The sequence below is a fragment of the Methylophaga sp. UBA2012 genome (genome assembly GCF_002335235.1).
Taxonomy (GTDB): Bacteria; Pseudomonadota; Gammaproteobacteria; order Nitrosococcales; family Methylophagaceae; genus Methylophaga; species Methylophaga thalassica.
On record NZ_DDCG01000001.1, the window covers coordinates 297,166 to 310,931 of the forward strand.

14 protein-coding genes are annotated in these 13,766 nt (G+C 42.7%); 7 read left to right on the forward strand and 7 right to left on the reverse strand.

The genetic code is table 11. The features are described from left to right. Nucleotides 1-63: 63 nt before the first annotated feature. Complete coding sequence (locus B2248_RS01380) at nucleotides 64-2,283, forward strand: NADP-dependent isocitrate dehydrogenase (protein WP_273181429.1); 2,220 nt, start codon at nucleotides 64-66, stop codon at nucleotides 2,281-2,283. A 65-nt stretch (nucleotides 2,284-2,348) separates the two neighbouring features. Here the strand turns inward: B2248_RS01380 and B2248_RS01385 are convergent, their stop codons facing one another. Continuing rightward, nucleotides 2,349-2,765 (reverse strand): glycine zipper 2TM domain-containing protein, encoded by a 417-nt coding sequence (locus tag B2248_RS01385; protein WP_273181428.1) that lies wholly within the window; start codon nucleotides 2,763-2,765, stop codon nucleotides 2,349-2,351. Nucleotides 2,766-2,915: 150 nt separating this feature from the next. Beyond that, nucleotides 2,916-3,800, reverse strand: a complete 885-nt coding sequence (locus B2248_RS01390) for a LysR family transcriptional regulator (protein ID WP_273181426.1) — start codon at nucleotides 3,798-3,800, stop codon at nucleotides 2,916-2,918. A 93-nt stretch (nucleotides 3,801-3,893) separates the two neighbouring features. Between B2248_RS01390 and B2248_RS01395 the strand changes: the two genes are divergently transcribed. The 3 genes from B2248_RS01395 to B2248_RS01405 all read left to right on the forward strand — a co-directional run bounded on the left by B2248_RS01395 (nucleotide 3,894) and on the right by B2248_RS01405 (nucleotide 8,515). Beyond that, on the forward strand, nucleotides 3,894-5,465 hold the full coding sequence (locus tag B2248_RS01395; protein WP_273181424.1) for an NADH-quinone oxidoreductase subunit L: 1,572 nt from the start codon (nucleotides 3,894-3,896) through the stop codon (nucleotides 5,463-5,465). After that, a complete protein-coding gene (locus B2248_RS01400) occupies nucleotides 5,462-7,855 on the forward strand; it encodes a YbcC family protein (RefSeq protein ID WP_273181422.1) in 2,394 nt (797 codons plus the stop codon). The genes B2248_RS01395 and B2248_RS01400 overlap by 4 nt, the downstream gene beginning before the upstream one ends. A gap of 144 nt (nucleotides 7,856-7,999) precedes the next feature. Beyond that, on the forward strand, nucleotides 8,000-8,515 hold the full coding sequence (locus B2248_RS01405) for a DUF2380 domain-containing protein (RefSeq protein ID WP_273181420.1): 516 nt from the start codon (nucleotides 8,000-8,002) through the stop codon (nucleotides 8,513-8,515). 10 nt (nucleotides 8,516-8,525) lie between these two features. On the opposite strand, the gene B2248_RS01410 is transcribed toward B2248_RS01405, so the two are convergent. Continuing rightward, nucleotides 8,526-9,080: an NUDIX domain-containing protein gene (locus tag B2248_RS01410; RefSeq protein ID WP_273181419.1), complete on the reverse strand. Its 555-nt coding sequence runs from the start codon at nucleotides 9,078-9,080 to the stop codon at nucleotides 8,526-8,528. A 111-nt stretch (nucleotides 9,081-9,191) separates the two neighbouring features. Here B2248_RS01410 and B2248_RS01415 point away from each other — a divergent pair, with 111 nt between their 5' ends. Beyond that, entirely contained in the window at nucleotides 9,192-10,307 is a 1,116-nt protein-coding gene (locus B2248_RS01415) for a choice-of-anchor A family protein (RefSeq protein WP_273181417.1), read from the forward strand. Nucleotides 10,308-10,384: 77 nt separating this feature from the next. On the opposite strand, the gene B2248_RS01420 is transcribed toward B2248_RS01415, so the two are convergent. Together B2248_RS01420 and B2248_RS01425 are read right to left on the reverse strand one after the other, a co-directional pair. Beyond that, nucleotides 10,385-10,822: a hypothetical protein gene (locus B2248_RS01420; RefSeq protein WP_273181416.1), complete on the reverse strand. Its 438-nt coding sequence runs from the start codon at nucleotides 10,820-10,822 to the stop codon at nucleotides 10,385-10,387. Nucleotides 10,823-10,910: 88 nt separating this feature from the next. Next, complete coding sequence (locus tag B2248_RS01425) at nucleotides 10,911-11,948, reverse strand: helix-turn-helix domain-containing protein (protein ID WP_273181414.1); 1,038 nt, start codon at nucleotides 11,946-11,948, stop codon at nucleotides 10,911-10,913. A gap of 84 nt (nucleotides 11,949-12,032) precedes the next feature. Between B2248_RS01425 and B2248_RS01430 the strand changes: the two genes are divergently transcribed. Further along, on the forward strand, nucleotides 12,033-12,500 hold the full coding sequence (locus B2248_RS01430) for a hypothetical protein (RefSeq protein WP_273181412.1): 468 nt from the start codon (nucleotides 12,033-12,035) through the stop codon (nucleotides 12,498-12,500). 85 nt (nucleotides 12,501-12,585) lie between these two features. Here B2248_RS01430 and B2248_RS01435 read toward each other — a convergent pair whose 3' ends face one another. Both B2248_RS01435 and B2248_RS01440 read right to left on the reverse strand, forming a co-directional pair. Next, complete coding sequence (locus B2248_RS01435) at nucleotides 12,586-12,807, reverse strand: plasmid stabilization protein (protein WP_273181411.1); 222 nt, start codon at nucleotides 12,805-12,807, stop codon at nucleotides 12,586-12,588. 85 nt (nucleotides 12,808-12,892) lie between these two features. Next, nucleotides 12,893-13,081 carry a hypothetical protein gene (locus B2248_RS01440; RefSeq protein ID WP_273181409.1) on the reverse strand — a complete coding sequence of 63 codons (189 nt, stop codon included), beginning with the start codon at nucleotides 13,079-13,081 and terminating at the stop codon, nucleotides 12,893-12,895. A 200-nt stretch (nucleotides 13,082-13,281) separates the two neighbouring features. Between B2248_RS01440 and B2248_RS01445 the strand changes: the two genes are divergently transcribed. Continuing rightward, nucleotides 13,282-13,626 (forward strand): winged helix-turn-helix domain-containing protein, encoded by a 345-nt coding sequence (locus B2248_RS01445; protein WP_273181408.1) that lies wholly within the window; start codon nucleotides 13,282-13,284, stop codon nucleotides 13,624-13,626. The last annotated feature ends 140 nt before the right edge of the window (nucleotides 13,627-13,766 follow it).

Here is a 13,766-nt window from a genome sequence, read left to right on the forward strand (position 1 = left end):
GGTATGCGAGCTCATCAGTGCATGAGCTTGCAATTCAAAATCACGTATTTTTAAGGGTTTAGAATGTCGAAAATTATTTATACCAAAGTAGATGAATCACCTGCATCAGCAACCTATTCATTGTTGCCGATTATTCGTGCTTTTACTGCCGATGCGAATATTGATATCGAAAGCCGGGATATTTCACTTGCAGGACGTATCATTGCTAACTTTCCAGATAATCTAACCGACGAACAACGCATTCCAGACCACTTGTCACAATTAGGGGCCTTAACTCAGGACCCGGCCACTAACATTATCAAGTTGCCTAATATCTCTGCTTCTGTACCCCAATTAAAAAATGCGATTGCAGAGTTAAAATCTAAGGGTTATGACCTGCCTGATTACCCTGAAGCGCCTAAAAACCCAGAAGAACAAGCCATTAAAGATCGTTATGCCAAAGTATTAGGTTCAGCAGTAAACCCGGTATTACGTGAAGGTAACTCTGATCGTCGTGCACCCGCGGCAGTCAAAAACTATGCGCGTAAAAATCCGCATAGCATGGGGGAGTGGAAGTCGGATTCAGCCACAGACATTGCACATATGGATGCGGATGATTTTTATGGCAGTGAATTATCAGTCACCTCTGCACAGGCCGACGACTTCAAAGTGAGCTTTATTGATAAAGCAGGTAATGAAACGGTTCTAAAAAAATCGATTCCAGTGTTGGCTGGTGAAGTCGTTGACGCCACGCGGATGCGTGCAAAAAGTCTACAAGCGTTTTATGCCGATGCTATTGCTAAAGCAAAACAAGAAAACGTACTGCTGTCGCTGCATTTAAAAGCCACCATGATGAAGGTCTCTGATCCGTTGATGTTTGGTTTTGCCGTCAAAGTCTTTTTCAAAGACCTCATTGAAAAACACAGTGATCTGTTTGATGAGCTGGGCGTGGACTTCAATAATGGTTTAGGTGATTTATACAGCCGCCTGGCCAATGTTGATGACGAAACCAGAAAAGCGGTGGAAGCGGATATTGAAGCGGTCTATGCCAGCCAGCCTGATGTGGCGATGGTGGACTCGAATAAAGGCATTACTAATTTCCATGTGCCATCTGATGTCATTGTGGATGCGTCTATTCCAGCGATGATCCGTGCCGGCGGCAAAATGTGGAATAAACAAGGCCAGCAGCAAGATACCTTAGCGATGATTCCGGATCGTTGTTATGCCGGTGTCTACAAAACAGTCGTTGATGACTGCAAACAAAAAGGGGCTTTGGATCCGGTGACCATGGGCACCGTGCCTAATGTGGGCCTGATGGCACAAAAAGCTGAAGAATATGGCTCTCATGATAAAACCTTCCAGGCGAAAGCCGATGGCAAAATTATTGTCACCAACCAACAGGCTGAGACCGTATTTGAATTTGATGTGGAAGCAGGCGACATCTTCCGTATGTGTCAGACCAAAGATGAGCCGATTCGTGACTGGGTGAAATTAGCTGTGAGTCGCGCCCGTTTATCGGATACGCCTGCGATCTTCTGGTTGGATGAAAACCGTGCACATGATGCTGAATTGATTAAAAAGGTAAATGACTATTTGCCTGAGCATGATACGGCTGGATTAGATATTCGAATCCTGAATCCGGTGGTGGCCACACAACTCTCTTTAGATAGAATTCGTGCAGGTAAAGACACCATTTCTGTGACTGGCAATGTGTTACGTGACTACAATACCGATTTATTCCCGATTCTGGAATTAGGAACATCGGCGAAGATGTTATCGGTCGTGCCACTCATGCAAGGTGGTGGTTTATTTGAAACCGGTGCCGGCGGTACTGCACCGAAGCTATTAGATCAGTTGATTGATGAAAATCATCTGAGCTGGGATTCCTTAGGCGAATTAATGGCACTGGCCGCCTCACTGGAACATCTTGCCAATACCCAAGATAATGCCAAAGCCAAAGTCTTAGCCGATACGCTGGATGCTGCGACAGGTAAATTGCTACAGGAAAATAAATCACCAAAAGAGAAAACCGGTGAATTAGATAACCGTGGCAGTCATTTCTATTTAGCGATGTACTGGGCTGAAGCACTTGCTGAGCAAACAGCTAATGCAGAGTTAAAAACGGTATTTACACCTATTGCTCAGGCACTGATAGAAAACGAAGCTAAGATTGTGGACGAATTGAATACTCAACAAGGTAAAGCCGTCGATATGGGCGGTTACTATATGCCTGATGATGATAGGATGAATAGCATTATGCGTCCAAGTAACACCTTTAATACGATTCTGGCTCGACTTAACTAATCTGGTTTGATGTTAATAAAAAAGCCCCGATTAACGGGGCTTTTTTGTTTCTTTCTACAGAGTAATTAATAACGACCGTGATAATAGTCATGGTGATGTTGGTATTTTCTATGTTGATGCTCTACAGCTTTGCGATATTTCCGATATTCACGTGCTTTATCTTTGTGATATTTGGCATCTAAACGTGCCATTTTTTGTTTGTATTTCCAGTATTTTTTATCGTAGTGATCGTTACGATGGTGGTGATGGTCATCAACACGGTAACGGTTTGATGAGACCTGAGTAGTGACGGCTGAACCAACAGCGCCACCAATTGCTGCACCTAAAATAGCGCCATTTTGACCACCCATTTCATGGCCTACAGCCGCACCTACCGCGCCTCCGATACCACCACCAATGGCGGCGTTAACGGTATTATTGTCGGCGACTGCGACACCCGACATCATTGATGATGCCAAAATAATAGGTATTAATCGCTTCATATCTACCTCCTGATTATTGGTATCCACTTTTGTGAAAGTGAAAAAGAAGCTAGACAGCACGGTTATCTATTAACAGCTTAGGAAACCGTGCTGTCATGATGAGTTATAACAATCAGGAAGTTAAGTCATGGTTAAGATAGGTAAAGACTGTTAGTCGACAATATTCTTTTGAAGCAGGTCAGTAACAATTTCAGGCACAAAAGTCCGTTTAATGGTGATGGCATAGAAGTGTTCATAGACGTTGGCTAACACTTGGTACTCTGACAAGTTGCCACTGGATATTTCATCTTTGACGACCACGGCGGGCAGGGCGGTGATGGCGCCGGTATCGCGTACCAAAAGTCGTAACATCGCCATATCATCAGCCTCGGCAATAATATCGGGCTCGTAACCCAGCGTTGCACAGTAGGCATCAAACGCTGAACGTATTTCTGTAATCTTGGTAGGCAAAACCCATTTCAGTTTTTCATAACCTTGTGGAAAGGTTTTTCCGGGGTTGTGTGCTGCTGGGCCAATAATCGATACAGATTGCCTCGATACTAACTGGCTTTGCCAGATCGCATCATCATTTTGCTGGCTGACAGAACGGTTGGTGAGCACAAGATCCAGTTCATGGCTGGTCAGACCATTGAGTAAATTAGTCATGCCACGCGTGGTCAGTGTGAAGCTGACGTTGGGCTGTTGAAGTAATGGGCTGATAAAGCTTTCGGTAAAGTTTCGGGATAAGGTGGTCAGCACACCAATATTGATGTGTTTTTGTGTGACTGTTCCTCCTTTATTAATAAAGGATTGTAATTCTTCACCAGTGGTAAATATCTCATCAGCATAGCTTAGAACTTTTCTGCCCACATCCGTTAATAACAGTTGTCTGCCAGCGCGTTCAAATAATCTGGCATCCATTGATGTTTCGAGTTGTTTGATCTGTTGTGATAAAGCTGACTGTGAAACGTGGCATTCATCAGCTGTTTTTGTGATACTTCCTGACAGAGCAACACGCCAGAAATAATAGAGATGATGATAGTTGATTTTAGCCATGGTTAAGTAAAACTTATCTTTTTGTTAATAAATATCTATTTTATTTATGTTAAAGCATTTGCCATACTTTCTTCAACTTAAGGAGGTGTGTTTGTGAATCTTGATCTGACAGCAGTTTTGCCCGTTCTTATTCCGCTGACATTGTCAGTAGCCGGCTTGTTAACCGGGCTGAGTCGAATAACTGATAAAACCCGTCAGATAATGCTCAAATGGATTTCGGCAGCCATTATGGTCTCCGCTATCGTCATTACTGTGGGACACATCGAAAAAACAGACAAGCCACAAGCATTACTGGCAATGAATAATGTGAATCTGCTGGTGTTATTGCTGGTGTGTTTTATGGCGATAGTGTTAATTAAATTCTCACAGCGTTATCTGTTTGCTGAGAAAAACACTCATCGTTACTGGCGTTGGTTATTCCTCAGTTTAACGTCCGTCTCCGTCGTCATTGTCAGCAACCATTTATTACTGTTCTGGTTGGGCTGGGTGTCTATTAGTTTATGTTTTCATCGTTTGTTATTGTTTTATCCCGACAGACCACGCGCCGTCCTGGCTGCACATAAAAAATTTATTTTGGCGAGAGTGGCCGAGATTTTTTTACTCAGCGCGATTGTGTTGTTGTACTCACAGCTGGGGACGTTTTATCTGGCTGAAATGACCAATCATTATCTGAGTGCATCTATTCCGGTTGAACTGAGTCTGGCAGAAAAATGTGCGGCCATTATGCTTGCCTTAACCGCCTTGATTAAGTGTGCGCAGTTACCCTTACATGGCTGGTTGATTCAGGTTGTAGAAGCGCCTACGCCAATCAGTGCCTTATTACATGCGGGTATTATCAATCTGGGTGGTTTTTTATTACTGAGTTTTGCCCCATTAATTGCATTCAGCTCAGATGCACAATGGTTGATATTGATTATTGCGGGGCTGAGCACATTGATTAGTGCCTTAGTGATGATGACGCGTATCAGTATTAAGGTAAAACTGGCCTGGTCTACCTGTGCTCAGATGGGCCTGATGCTGATTGAATGTGCTTTAGGTTTGCACGAACTGGCATTACTCCATTTAATTTCTCATTCACTCTATAAGGCTTATATGTTCCTCAGTGCCGGTGATGTGCTGCAGGAATATAGCTTGAAGCAATTAGCGCCGCAGAAAAATGTTACGTTTATTTCTGCCATGTCGAGTTTATTATTGGTCGTCATCAGCACCTATGGGATTGTGTATTTCACTTCTTATTCCGGGCCATTGAGTGTCTGGTTATTAGTGAATACAGCGTTGGCTCTATATCTGGTCTCCGCTGTCAGAAATGGCACCGTACTTCAATTTTTAACTTCTTGCCTGACAGTGGCGTTACTGGTTGGCTTTTACATGGGCGGGAAAACCATTTTGACTTGGGTCATGCCACCATTGCCTGCGAGTACGATGTTTGACGCGATGGACATCTGGCTGTCTGCACTTTTTGTTGCCTTATTTTTACTCGCCGTACAGGTGCGAGTATTTCCTCAGGCTAAAGCGACCAGAACCTTATATCGCTGGTTGTTTTCTGGTTTGTATTTAGATGAACTCATGACCCGTCTGACCTTGTTTCTCTGGCCAATCACGTTAAGACCAGAGACAGCTATCAAACAGAACGATCAGTCGCTTACTAAGGAGCCCACTTCATGAACAGTGTCAATAAGTCCTTGACCAAACTCACTGTTGAGCATGCTACTGCCATCAATCAAGCGAGTTCATTGATTGCCCCGAGCTGGCCTCTGGATCGTTTTATTGCGGTGAATGCCCTCTGGGAGTTTCGTGAGCAAACCATCGAGTCTGCTTCAGCCAGAGTAGGGGCATTACAAGGTTTGAAAACCACAATGTCAGCTGACTATTACCTGGATTTATTCGAACAAGGCGACATTAGTGAGTCGGCATTAATTGAATCTGCTAAGGCTTATGATGCCACCACGGTGACAGTTGAGGAACTCAAGGCAACACTTGAACAGCCGCAGCCGGATGCGGCTTTGAGCATTGCTGAAATTGCCGATTTAAGCCGTGATCATCACAAAATGCGTTGGCAGGATGAAATCGTTCACCAGGTAAGTCAGTTTTGTGGTGAGTTTGTAAATCAGGAGCCCGAGACTTTCGATCATCTTTACTCTGCCTGGCAGGATTTCACGCGGCATGATTACGGCATGTCATTGCTGATGGGCGAGAAAAAACTGCGCCATGCTTTCACTCAGCTGCCCGATAACCCAGATAGCTTGTTTGCTCAGGCTGTTGCTGAGTTGGCATTGTCACCACAACAACTAGAGTTGTATGCCCATAAGTTATTGATGTGTATTAATGGCTGGGCCAGCTATTTTGCATGGCAACGTTGGGAAAACCGTCTCAATAATCAACAGACCGCCTGTGTAGAAGCACTGCTTGCCATCAGAATCGCTTGGGATTTAATTATCTGGCGTCAGTTGAAAAGTAAGCCTGGGCAGGTTGAATTTAAGGCATTAAAACAACAGTGGGTGCATCAAAAAGAATCCCTGATGGCGCGTATAGCCGCCCATCATGAATATGCCTGTCATTATTGGGTTTGGGCTTATGCTGCAGAACTGACTTACCAGCAACAGCTACAGAAAACGCTAACCCAAACACCCAAGCCGCTTGATTCAAGACCGGTCTTACAAGCCGCATTTTGTATTGATGTACGCTCTGAACGTATTAGACGCAATCTTGAATTACGGAATGATGCTATTCAAACCATTGGCTTTGCAGGTTTCTTTGGTTTACCCATCACCTATCAACCCGCCAAGACACAGGTTAAGCGTCCACAACTGCCAGGACTGATTGCACCGTCAGTGAAAGTGAGTGAGCAAACACCGAACCATAAAAAGTTGACCAAGGTCAGTAATGCAAGTACCTGGAAAAACTGGGCCAGTTCACCGGTATCGTCATTCACCATGGTAGAGACCATGGGCTGGACCTACGCCTATAAACTGATAAAAGATAATTTCTTTAGCAAGAAAAAAGAAAAACTAATTGATGAGTTTACTCACCATCACCACTGGCACATAAGCCATAACCATGCTGAGTTAAGCTTGTCTGAGAAAGTCAATATGGTCACGGGTGTACTCAAAGGCATGGGCCTGACCAACACTTTTGCATCGACTATTTTACTGTTAGGTCACGGTAGCGAAAATCGCAATAACTTGCATGCCTCAGGCCTGGATTGTGGTGCTTGCTGTGGTCAGAGCGGTGAAGTGAATGTTCGTGTTTTAACCAGCCTGTTAAATGATCCAGCTGTCAGAACGGAGCTGCAAAAAGCGGACATCCATATTCCAGAACAAACGCGTTTCATAGCAGGATTACACAACACCACAACCGATGAGATTGTGTGTTTTGAGAGATTGAATAATGATGATATTGAAGCCTGGTTGAAACAGGCTTCAATAGAAACTCGTCGTGAACGCGTTCAGATAATGGATGCAGCATTAAAAGATCTGGATGATGTTTCATTAGAAAAATCACTCAAAGACAGAGGGAAAGATTGGTCAGAAGTACGTCCTGAATGGGGCTTGGCCAATAATGCTTCATTTATTGTGGCACCTCGTCAACGTACTCGTGGACTGGATTTACAAGGACGTTCCTTTTTGCATGATTATGACTGGCAGTCAGATTCTGAGTTTGCATTACTGGAGCAAATTATGACGGCACCGATGATCGTCACGCAGTGGATTAATATGCAGTACAACCTATCAGTGACGGATAATACGTTTTTCGGCAGTGGCAATAAGCTGTTACACAATGCCGTTGGTCAGCATGTCGGCGTGTTTGAGGGTAATGGTGGCGATTTACGAATTGGTCTTGCGATGCAATCCATCCATGACGGTGAGAACTGGCGTCACCATCCGCTTAGACTCAGTGTGTATATCGCCGCGCCAAAACAAGCGATAGAAAATGTGATCGCCAAGCATCAAACAGTACGTGACCTTGTCGGCAATGGCTGGTTATTTATTGTGCATTGGTCTGATGACAATACCTTTGAGCGCTATCAGAAATCAGGTTGGAAACGCGTTGACTAAATAGCTGAAATGGATAACAAAGTGAGACAGTTAAGCTATCGACTGTTTCATTATGAGTCCGTCAGTCTATAAGTGATCAATTGATCTTTTCTGAATTGAAACTTTCTCCATTCAGCGTTGGCTAAAGTTAAAAGAGGAGAAAGTATGAGAATTGAAAAGTTATCGTTTGTCGCTTGTTTATTTCTGCTTTTTGGCTTCAACGCGGTGGCGCATGCACAGGCAGATGAAAAATCAGACGTGCTCTTACTAGGCTTCGAGTTACGTGGTGATGATACGGTTCAGTCATTACAAGAACATGATGCTGAGGTAATCGAGGCATCTGATCAGTATTTACAACAAACACTGAATAATGACACTTCGTTTGAGGTCATTGATACGCCAGAATCACAGGCATTATTGGCTGAAGCACGGCAGAAGTTTAATCTTGAAAGATGTAATGGTTGCGAGTTTGATCTTGCTAAAAAAGTCGATGCCAGATATGTGGTGGTGCCATGGGTATTTCGTATGAGTGTGTTGATTCAGACACTTTATATAGAAGTCCGTGATGTAAAAACGCAAAACACCGTTCTTCGTGTTGTGCGTGACTATAGAGGCAATACTGAGAAAGCCTGGCAAAGAGCGATTGATAGTGCCGTGCTTGAAATCAAGGAGACGTACTAATAAACCTTATTTATTGAGTTTGCCTCATCACAGCAAGTTTCAGCAAAGCTGCTACTGATATGGCGTCAATGATATCCCCATTCATTGCCATCTCAATAGCTGTTTGCACGGAGACTTTTATCAATTCGATATCTTCAGTCTCTTCAAGTTCTTGCTCACCGGCTATCAGTCCAGTAGCCAGAAAAATATAGGCTTTTTCGTCAGTCACTGAGTTGGAGGTGCGTAACTCCATCAGTGGTTGCCAGTCTTTAGCAGTAAACCCTGTTTCTTCTTTGAGTTCTCTTTTTGCCGCTTCCAGGGGATGCTCATCAAGTGGGCCGCCACCTTCTGGAATTTCGATGGTGGTTTCATTATTTGGATAGCGGCTTTGTTTAACCAGCCAGGTGTTATCGTCATCATCAATGGCGATGACACCAATAGCCCGGGATTTGAAATGAACTACACCATAGATACCTTCGGTGCCATTAGGTCTGATGACTTCTTCATGGCGAATTTGAATCCACGGATTGTCATAGACTATCTGCTGTGATTTTTGTCTCCAGCCACCGATTTTTGTTTTTGTCATATATTTTTTATTGAAAATTTAAAGAAGGAGAAAAAATAGTACTTTAGTACAATAGTTTTTTACTTGCAGGTCTAATAAGATTTAGGTAATCACCTATAAGGAATATTCAAAATGCGTTTATCTAAACTTGCCATGGTCGGAATAGTCACTCTAAGTATTAATCAGCTAGCTTATGCTGATGCTGTTGAAATAGACGCAATGTCTCTTCTTAATCAATACAATCTTATTACCAGCGGTAATGTAATCAGTACCTCTGAAATAGATGGTAACGCATTAATCGGTGGCAATGTCACTGGAGGCATGTATAACATGCATTCAACCTCCAATGCAGTCGTTCCTTCTCTGACTGTTGGCGGTGACCTTAACGGCAGTGTGCAAACAAAAGGTAAGGGCGTTAATATCGGTGGTAATGTGTCGGGCTCACTGAACATTAATGACGGTGGCGATGCATATATGAACTCAGTCTCAGGCTGGGTGCAAAATAATGCCAACGGTAATGGTTCGACCTCAGTCATCGGCGATATTTCTGGTAGTGTCAATACCAACGGTGGTAATACCATCTATGGCGGCACTAATACAGGTTTTGCTGGCGCTAACGGTAGTGGTACGGTTATCAATCAACCTGTATCAGCACCGTTTGACCCGGCTGCTGCAGCGGCAAATGCGGTGAATACATTAGGCCAGTTTTCGAACCAGTTAGCAGGCACTGATTTCAATAGTAACTACACCATTACCGGTGGCAAAGTGACTTTTAATGCCACACCAAATACTGATGGACTGGCTGTATTTAACATTAACGACGGTCAGAGCTTTTTCGAGAGCGTCAATGAGTTTGCATTTAACCTCGGTAGTGCTACCAGTATTTTATTCAATGTCTTTGATGACGCACTTTCTGAATACGATATCAGCGTGAATTTCCTGGCAAACTCAGCTGTTGATTTAGCCGATATGCTGTTATGGAATTTTGTTGATGCAGATAGTCTTCATATCACAGCACAATTTGGCGGTAGCATTTTAGCGCTGGGTACGGATGTCACTACTTATGGCAATATTGAAGGCACATTAGTGGCCAGAAGCTTGAATCAAAATGCAGAAATTCATTCACAGCCATCTGGTTTTATTCCTCCATCAGCAGTGCCTGTTCCGGCAGCAGCCTTTTTGTTTGCTCCGGCATTACTTGGCTTCTTAGGTCTGCGTCGTAGAGCAAATCTACAAAAAGCTGCTTAGTAATAATTTGATTCCAGCTAAAAATAAAAAGCCACCTTAAACGGTGGCTTTTTTGTTTCTAACACTTTTATGAATGACTATTTTTGTCGCTCTAATGTGGCACAACCTGCAGTCGCATGCTCCCAAGTTTCCACATAACAGGTGCCTATCGTATTGTCATTAAGAATACGACCATGGACATAACCATGGCTTGGTGTTGATACCCAGGTGAAAGATTTATTATCAGGATAAATCACACCGAAAAAGTTTTTAGTACCATCAGCATAAGTAAAAGTGCCGCGAAAACGACGATCTTGCTGTTCTGTAATAGTGACGGTTTTATCATCCCAGGTTTTATAACCTTTTTCATCTGATACCGTGAGATTAATACCACTCCAGGTGCCAACCAGATTAGGAATCTGTTTCGCTTTTATCTCAGTTTGGTAATAGTAATAAGCAATTCCTGCGGTATTCACTAACACGAGTAGCCACAATAAGAATTGTGAAGCGGCATTACCGGATTGTTTTTTTATCATTTTATTTCTCTCTCTGGGTGAAAAGTCATCACTACGATGATCATAAAAAAGTAAAGCAACGTCCTACTTTATCAATTTAAATTGATGATTAGGCGTCAAAAAGGAGCAGTTTATTTTTAGCTTCTTGTCGAAAACGACGAGGGGATACACCAAATTGTGTTTTAAACGCCCGACTAAAGTGAGCCATATTGTTAAATCCGGATTCCATAGCGATCTCGGTAATGGTGCGATGCATAAACTGCCGGCTATTTAATTTTCGATAGACGCTGTTGAGTCGTTGTTGTGTGACGTAACGCATTAACGATGTCTGCTCAGCTTGAAGAAGGTTATTGATGTAACGCACGGACAGACCCACGGCTTCAGATATCATTTTGGGTGTTAATTCATGGTAGTGGCAGTGTTGATTAACATACCGTTTCACATGAAATAGTGTTGAGCTTTGAGTGTTGGATAGTTGAACTGACTTAGGTTCCAGTTGATTGAGTGATAAGGTCAGTAAATCAACAAGAGGATCTTGCAAGGAATGAAAGGCGTTGCTATCCAGTATATCCAGTTGTTGCGTCAGAGACTGGATACAGGATGCTGCGATGGCTGCAGTGCCGGATTGAGTTGTTATTTTCTTTGCTGTCAGATTACCTATATGACTGATCCGTTGTCTCAGGTAGTCTCTCGGGAGTGAGATAATTACTTTCGATACAGCCTGTGGCATGGTAATGCGGTGCCATTGTGTTGCATCGTATAAGGTCATATCACCTTTTTCTAAAAAGACTTCACGACCATCTTGTTCGAGTTTATATTTTCCCTCAGTAATTAAAACAGCAAAATAACAATCCTGGCTGATATCCGTCGGTTCTCTTGATAAACGCTCTATTTGCAGTGAATGAGATTTAATGGGCGATAGACGCACACCATTTTGCCATGGATATATCGCCATTTCGTTAAATACCGGTTCATCATTAAACGGATTAACATCGACATTCGCGTACTCACGTCCAATCACTTCTTTTAACCAATCCAGTCGGTGTGAATGTGGCTGATCATCAGTACATAAGCGCTGCCCATGTAATTGGGAAAGGCTAGTATTCATGTTTCTCTCTCTCATATTGACCATCGCTTTATCGGTCATGTTATTGCGCCTTTTGAGTCAAGACGTCGGTTTTTATAAGTGGATAATAACACAGAAAAAAATGAGAAATTTGAGGAGAGAAATATGCAGAATAGAACAGATAATAACGTTAATGTTGTGATGCTTAGAGGCGCCTGTTTATGGATTCTTATGGCATTAATCTTGGCCTGGTGTTTGGTGGGTTTATACAACCAGCTTGAATTTCTTCAAGCGCTTATACCAGGGTCGCCTAAACGTGTGTTACAGGCGCATCTGGATTTTCTGATTATGACGGCGTTGATATTAGGCTATTATGCTGTCAAAGTCGCTTTACCCTGGCATGTCCGTTGGGCAATGGTCATAGGGGCTTTTACTAACTCAAGCTTATTTTTGATGTATGCGCTTTTCCCGGTTTTAGATCCTTTGCATGATGCATTTAACCCTGATGTAACCGGAGCAGGCTTATTTAATGTCTATTTGTATGCCAGTTTATTGATGACCAGTTACGGCTTTGGTAAAGGTGCTGTCATTATTCTGAAATCTACCTTCACAGCAAAAACAGAATCACAGTGACCTCTGATTAATGATGGCCACCTTAGCGAATACACAGAAAGAGCAGGGATACATTGTGAGTAAAAGTCACTGACTGGTTTGATTATTAGTGACTTTTCTTACCACCATTTCGACTAGCGCTGTGGTTGTCTTTTTTACCGCGTCCTGAGCCTGATTTATTGCCACCGCCGGACTCTTTATTGACTGTAGCCCAGGCAATTCTTTCAGCTTCTTCTTCTGAAACGCCTTGTTCTTTATAGCTTTCTTCTATATGTTCTGCTTTACGTTTTTGTTTGTCGGTATATTTTTCTTTACTGCCTTGAGCCATGACTTACCTCCATTAAAAACTGAAACAAAGTTATAGGAAGTGACATTTAAGCTAATCGATAGTTTCTGTTGTATTAGCCATCAGCTTAGTGATGCTCATGTCGTGTTACCAAAAACTCTAGGCCGGCTCCGATATCTTCCTCACCACACGCAGCCATATCGTCAGGACTTCCTGCCAATGCTTCCTGGTGCGTTAATATCAAATCCCTCTGTTCCTCCACTAACTCACTATCCTGAGTGTTATCAGTATGAGGTGTCGAATTTTTTATCTGCATGGCAATTTCCTGTTATTAGGTGAATACCTTGTCTATGAATACTCACGTTAACATTGATTGCAACAGACTTAAATTTACTAAAGCATCGATATACCCTACATAAGTAAGAAAACCACCACTAGGAACAGTGTTTTTGTGTGTAAAATACTTAGCAAGCCTAATCTGCTTGAATATTTATACAACTATGCGAAATAAAATTCATGAGTAATACATCTATCAAAATCCGTCTCCATCATCATGACAATATCGCATTCGGGCCGGGTAAGGCTGACTTGCTTGATGCCATAAAACAATATGGATCCATTTCTGCTGCTGGACGCAGTATGGGAATGTCGTATAAACGTGCCTGGGATCTCGTTCAAACAATGAATCAGAGTTTTAAGCAACCCATAGTTACCACATCAAAAGGTGGCAGTCAAAAGGGGGGAGCAGTGGTAACAAGCATGGGTGAAAAAGTCTTGAACCAATATCGTGAAGCAGAGAAGGCGGCTGATGCTGCCACAGCAGAACAGCTAAAGATGCTCTCGACATTTCTTGCCAATTAGCACTCCTTTATTAAGTTTTACAGAATATTTCGATATATTTGAAAAAATATATCTGATATTATTTCCAGCTATTCGTTAAACGTTCGTCTGTTTGTCAAATCCATCATTTATACATACGACAGTCTTTACGTTTATCGATA

Excerpts from the sequence above, each read along its gene's own strand:
- B2248_RS01435 (WP_273181411.1), bottom strand. The coding sequence starts at position 12,807 with ATGGCTCAAGGCAGTAAAGAAAAATATACCGACAAACAAAAACGTAAA.
- B2248_RS01425 (WP_273181414.1), bottom strand. The coding sequence starts at position 11,948 with ATGACCGATAAAGCGATGGTCAATATGAGAGAGAGAAACATGAATACT.
- B2248_RS01390 (WP_273181426.1), bottom strand. The coding sequence starts at position 3,800 with ATGGCTAAAATCAACTATCATCATCTCTATTATTTCTGGCGTGTTGCT.
- B2248_RS01410 (WP_273181419.1), bottom strand. The coding sequence starts at position 9,080 with ATGACAAAAACAAAAATCGGTGGCTGGAGACAAAAATCACAGCAGATA.
- B2248_RS01430 (WP_273181412.1), top strand. The coding sequence starts at position 12,033 with ATGCAGAATAGAACAGATAATAACGTTAATGTTGTGATGCTTAGAGGC.
- B2248_RS01415 (WP_273181417.1), top strand. The coding sequence starts at position 9,192 with ATGCGTTTATCTAAACTTGCCATGGTCGGAATAGTCACTCTAAGTATT.
- B2248_RS01405 (WP_273181420.1), top strand. The coding sequence starts at position 8,000 with ATGAGAATTGAAAAGTTATCGTTTGTCGCTTGTTTATTTCTGCTTTTT.
- B2248_RS01380 (WP_273181429.1), top strand. The coding sequence starts at position 64 with ATGTCGAAAATTATTTATACCAAAGTAGATGAATCACCTGCATCAGCA.
- B2248_RS01400 (WP_273181422.1), top strand. The coding sequence starts at position 5,462 with ATGAACAGTGTCAATAAGTCCTTGACCAAACTCACTGTTGAGCATGCT.
- B2248_RS01420 (WP_273181416.1), bottom strand. The coding sequence starts at position 10,822 with ATGATAAAAAAACAATCCGGTAATGCCGCTTCACAATTCTTATTGTGG.
- B2248_RS01445 (WP_273181408.1), top strand. The coding sequence starts at position 13,282 with ATGAGTAATACATCTATCAAAATCCGTCTCCATCATCATGACAATATC.
- B2248_RS01440 (WP_273181409.1), bottom strand. The coding sequence starts at position 13,081 with ATGCAGATAAAAAATTCGACACCTCATACTGATAACACTCAGGATAGT.
- B2248_RS01385 (WP_273181428.1), bottom strand. The coding sequence starts at position 2,765 with ATGAAGCGATTAATACCTATTATTTTGGCATCATCAATGATGTCGGGT.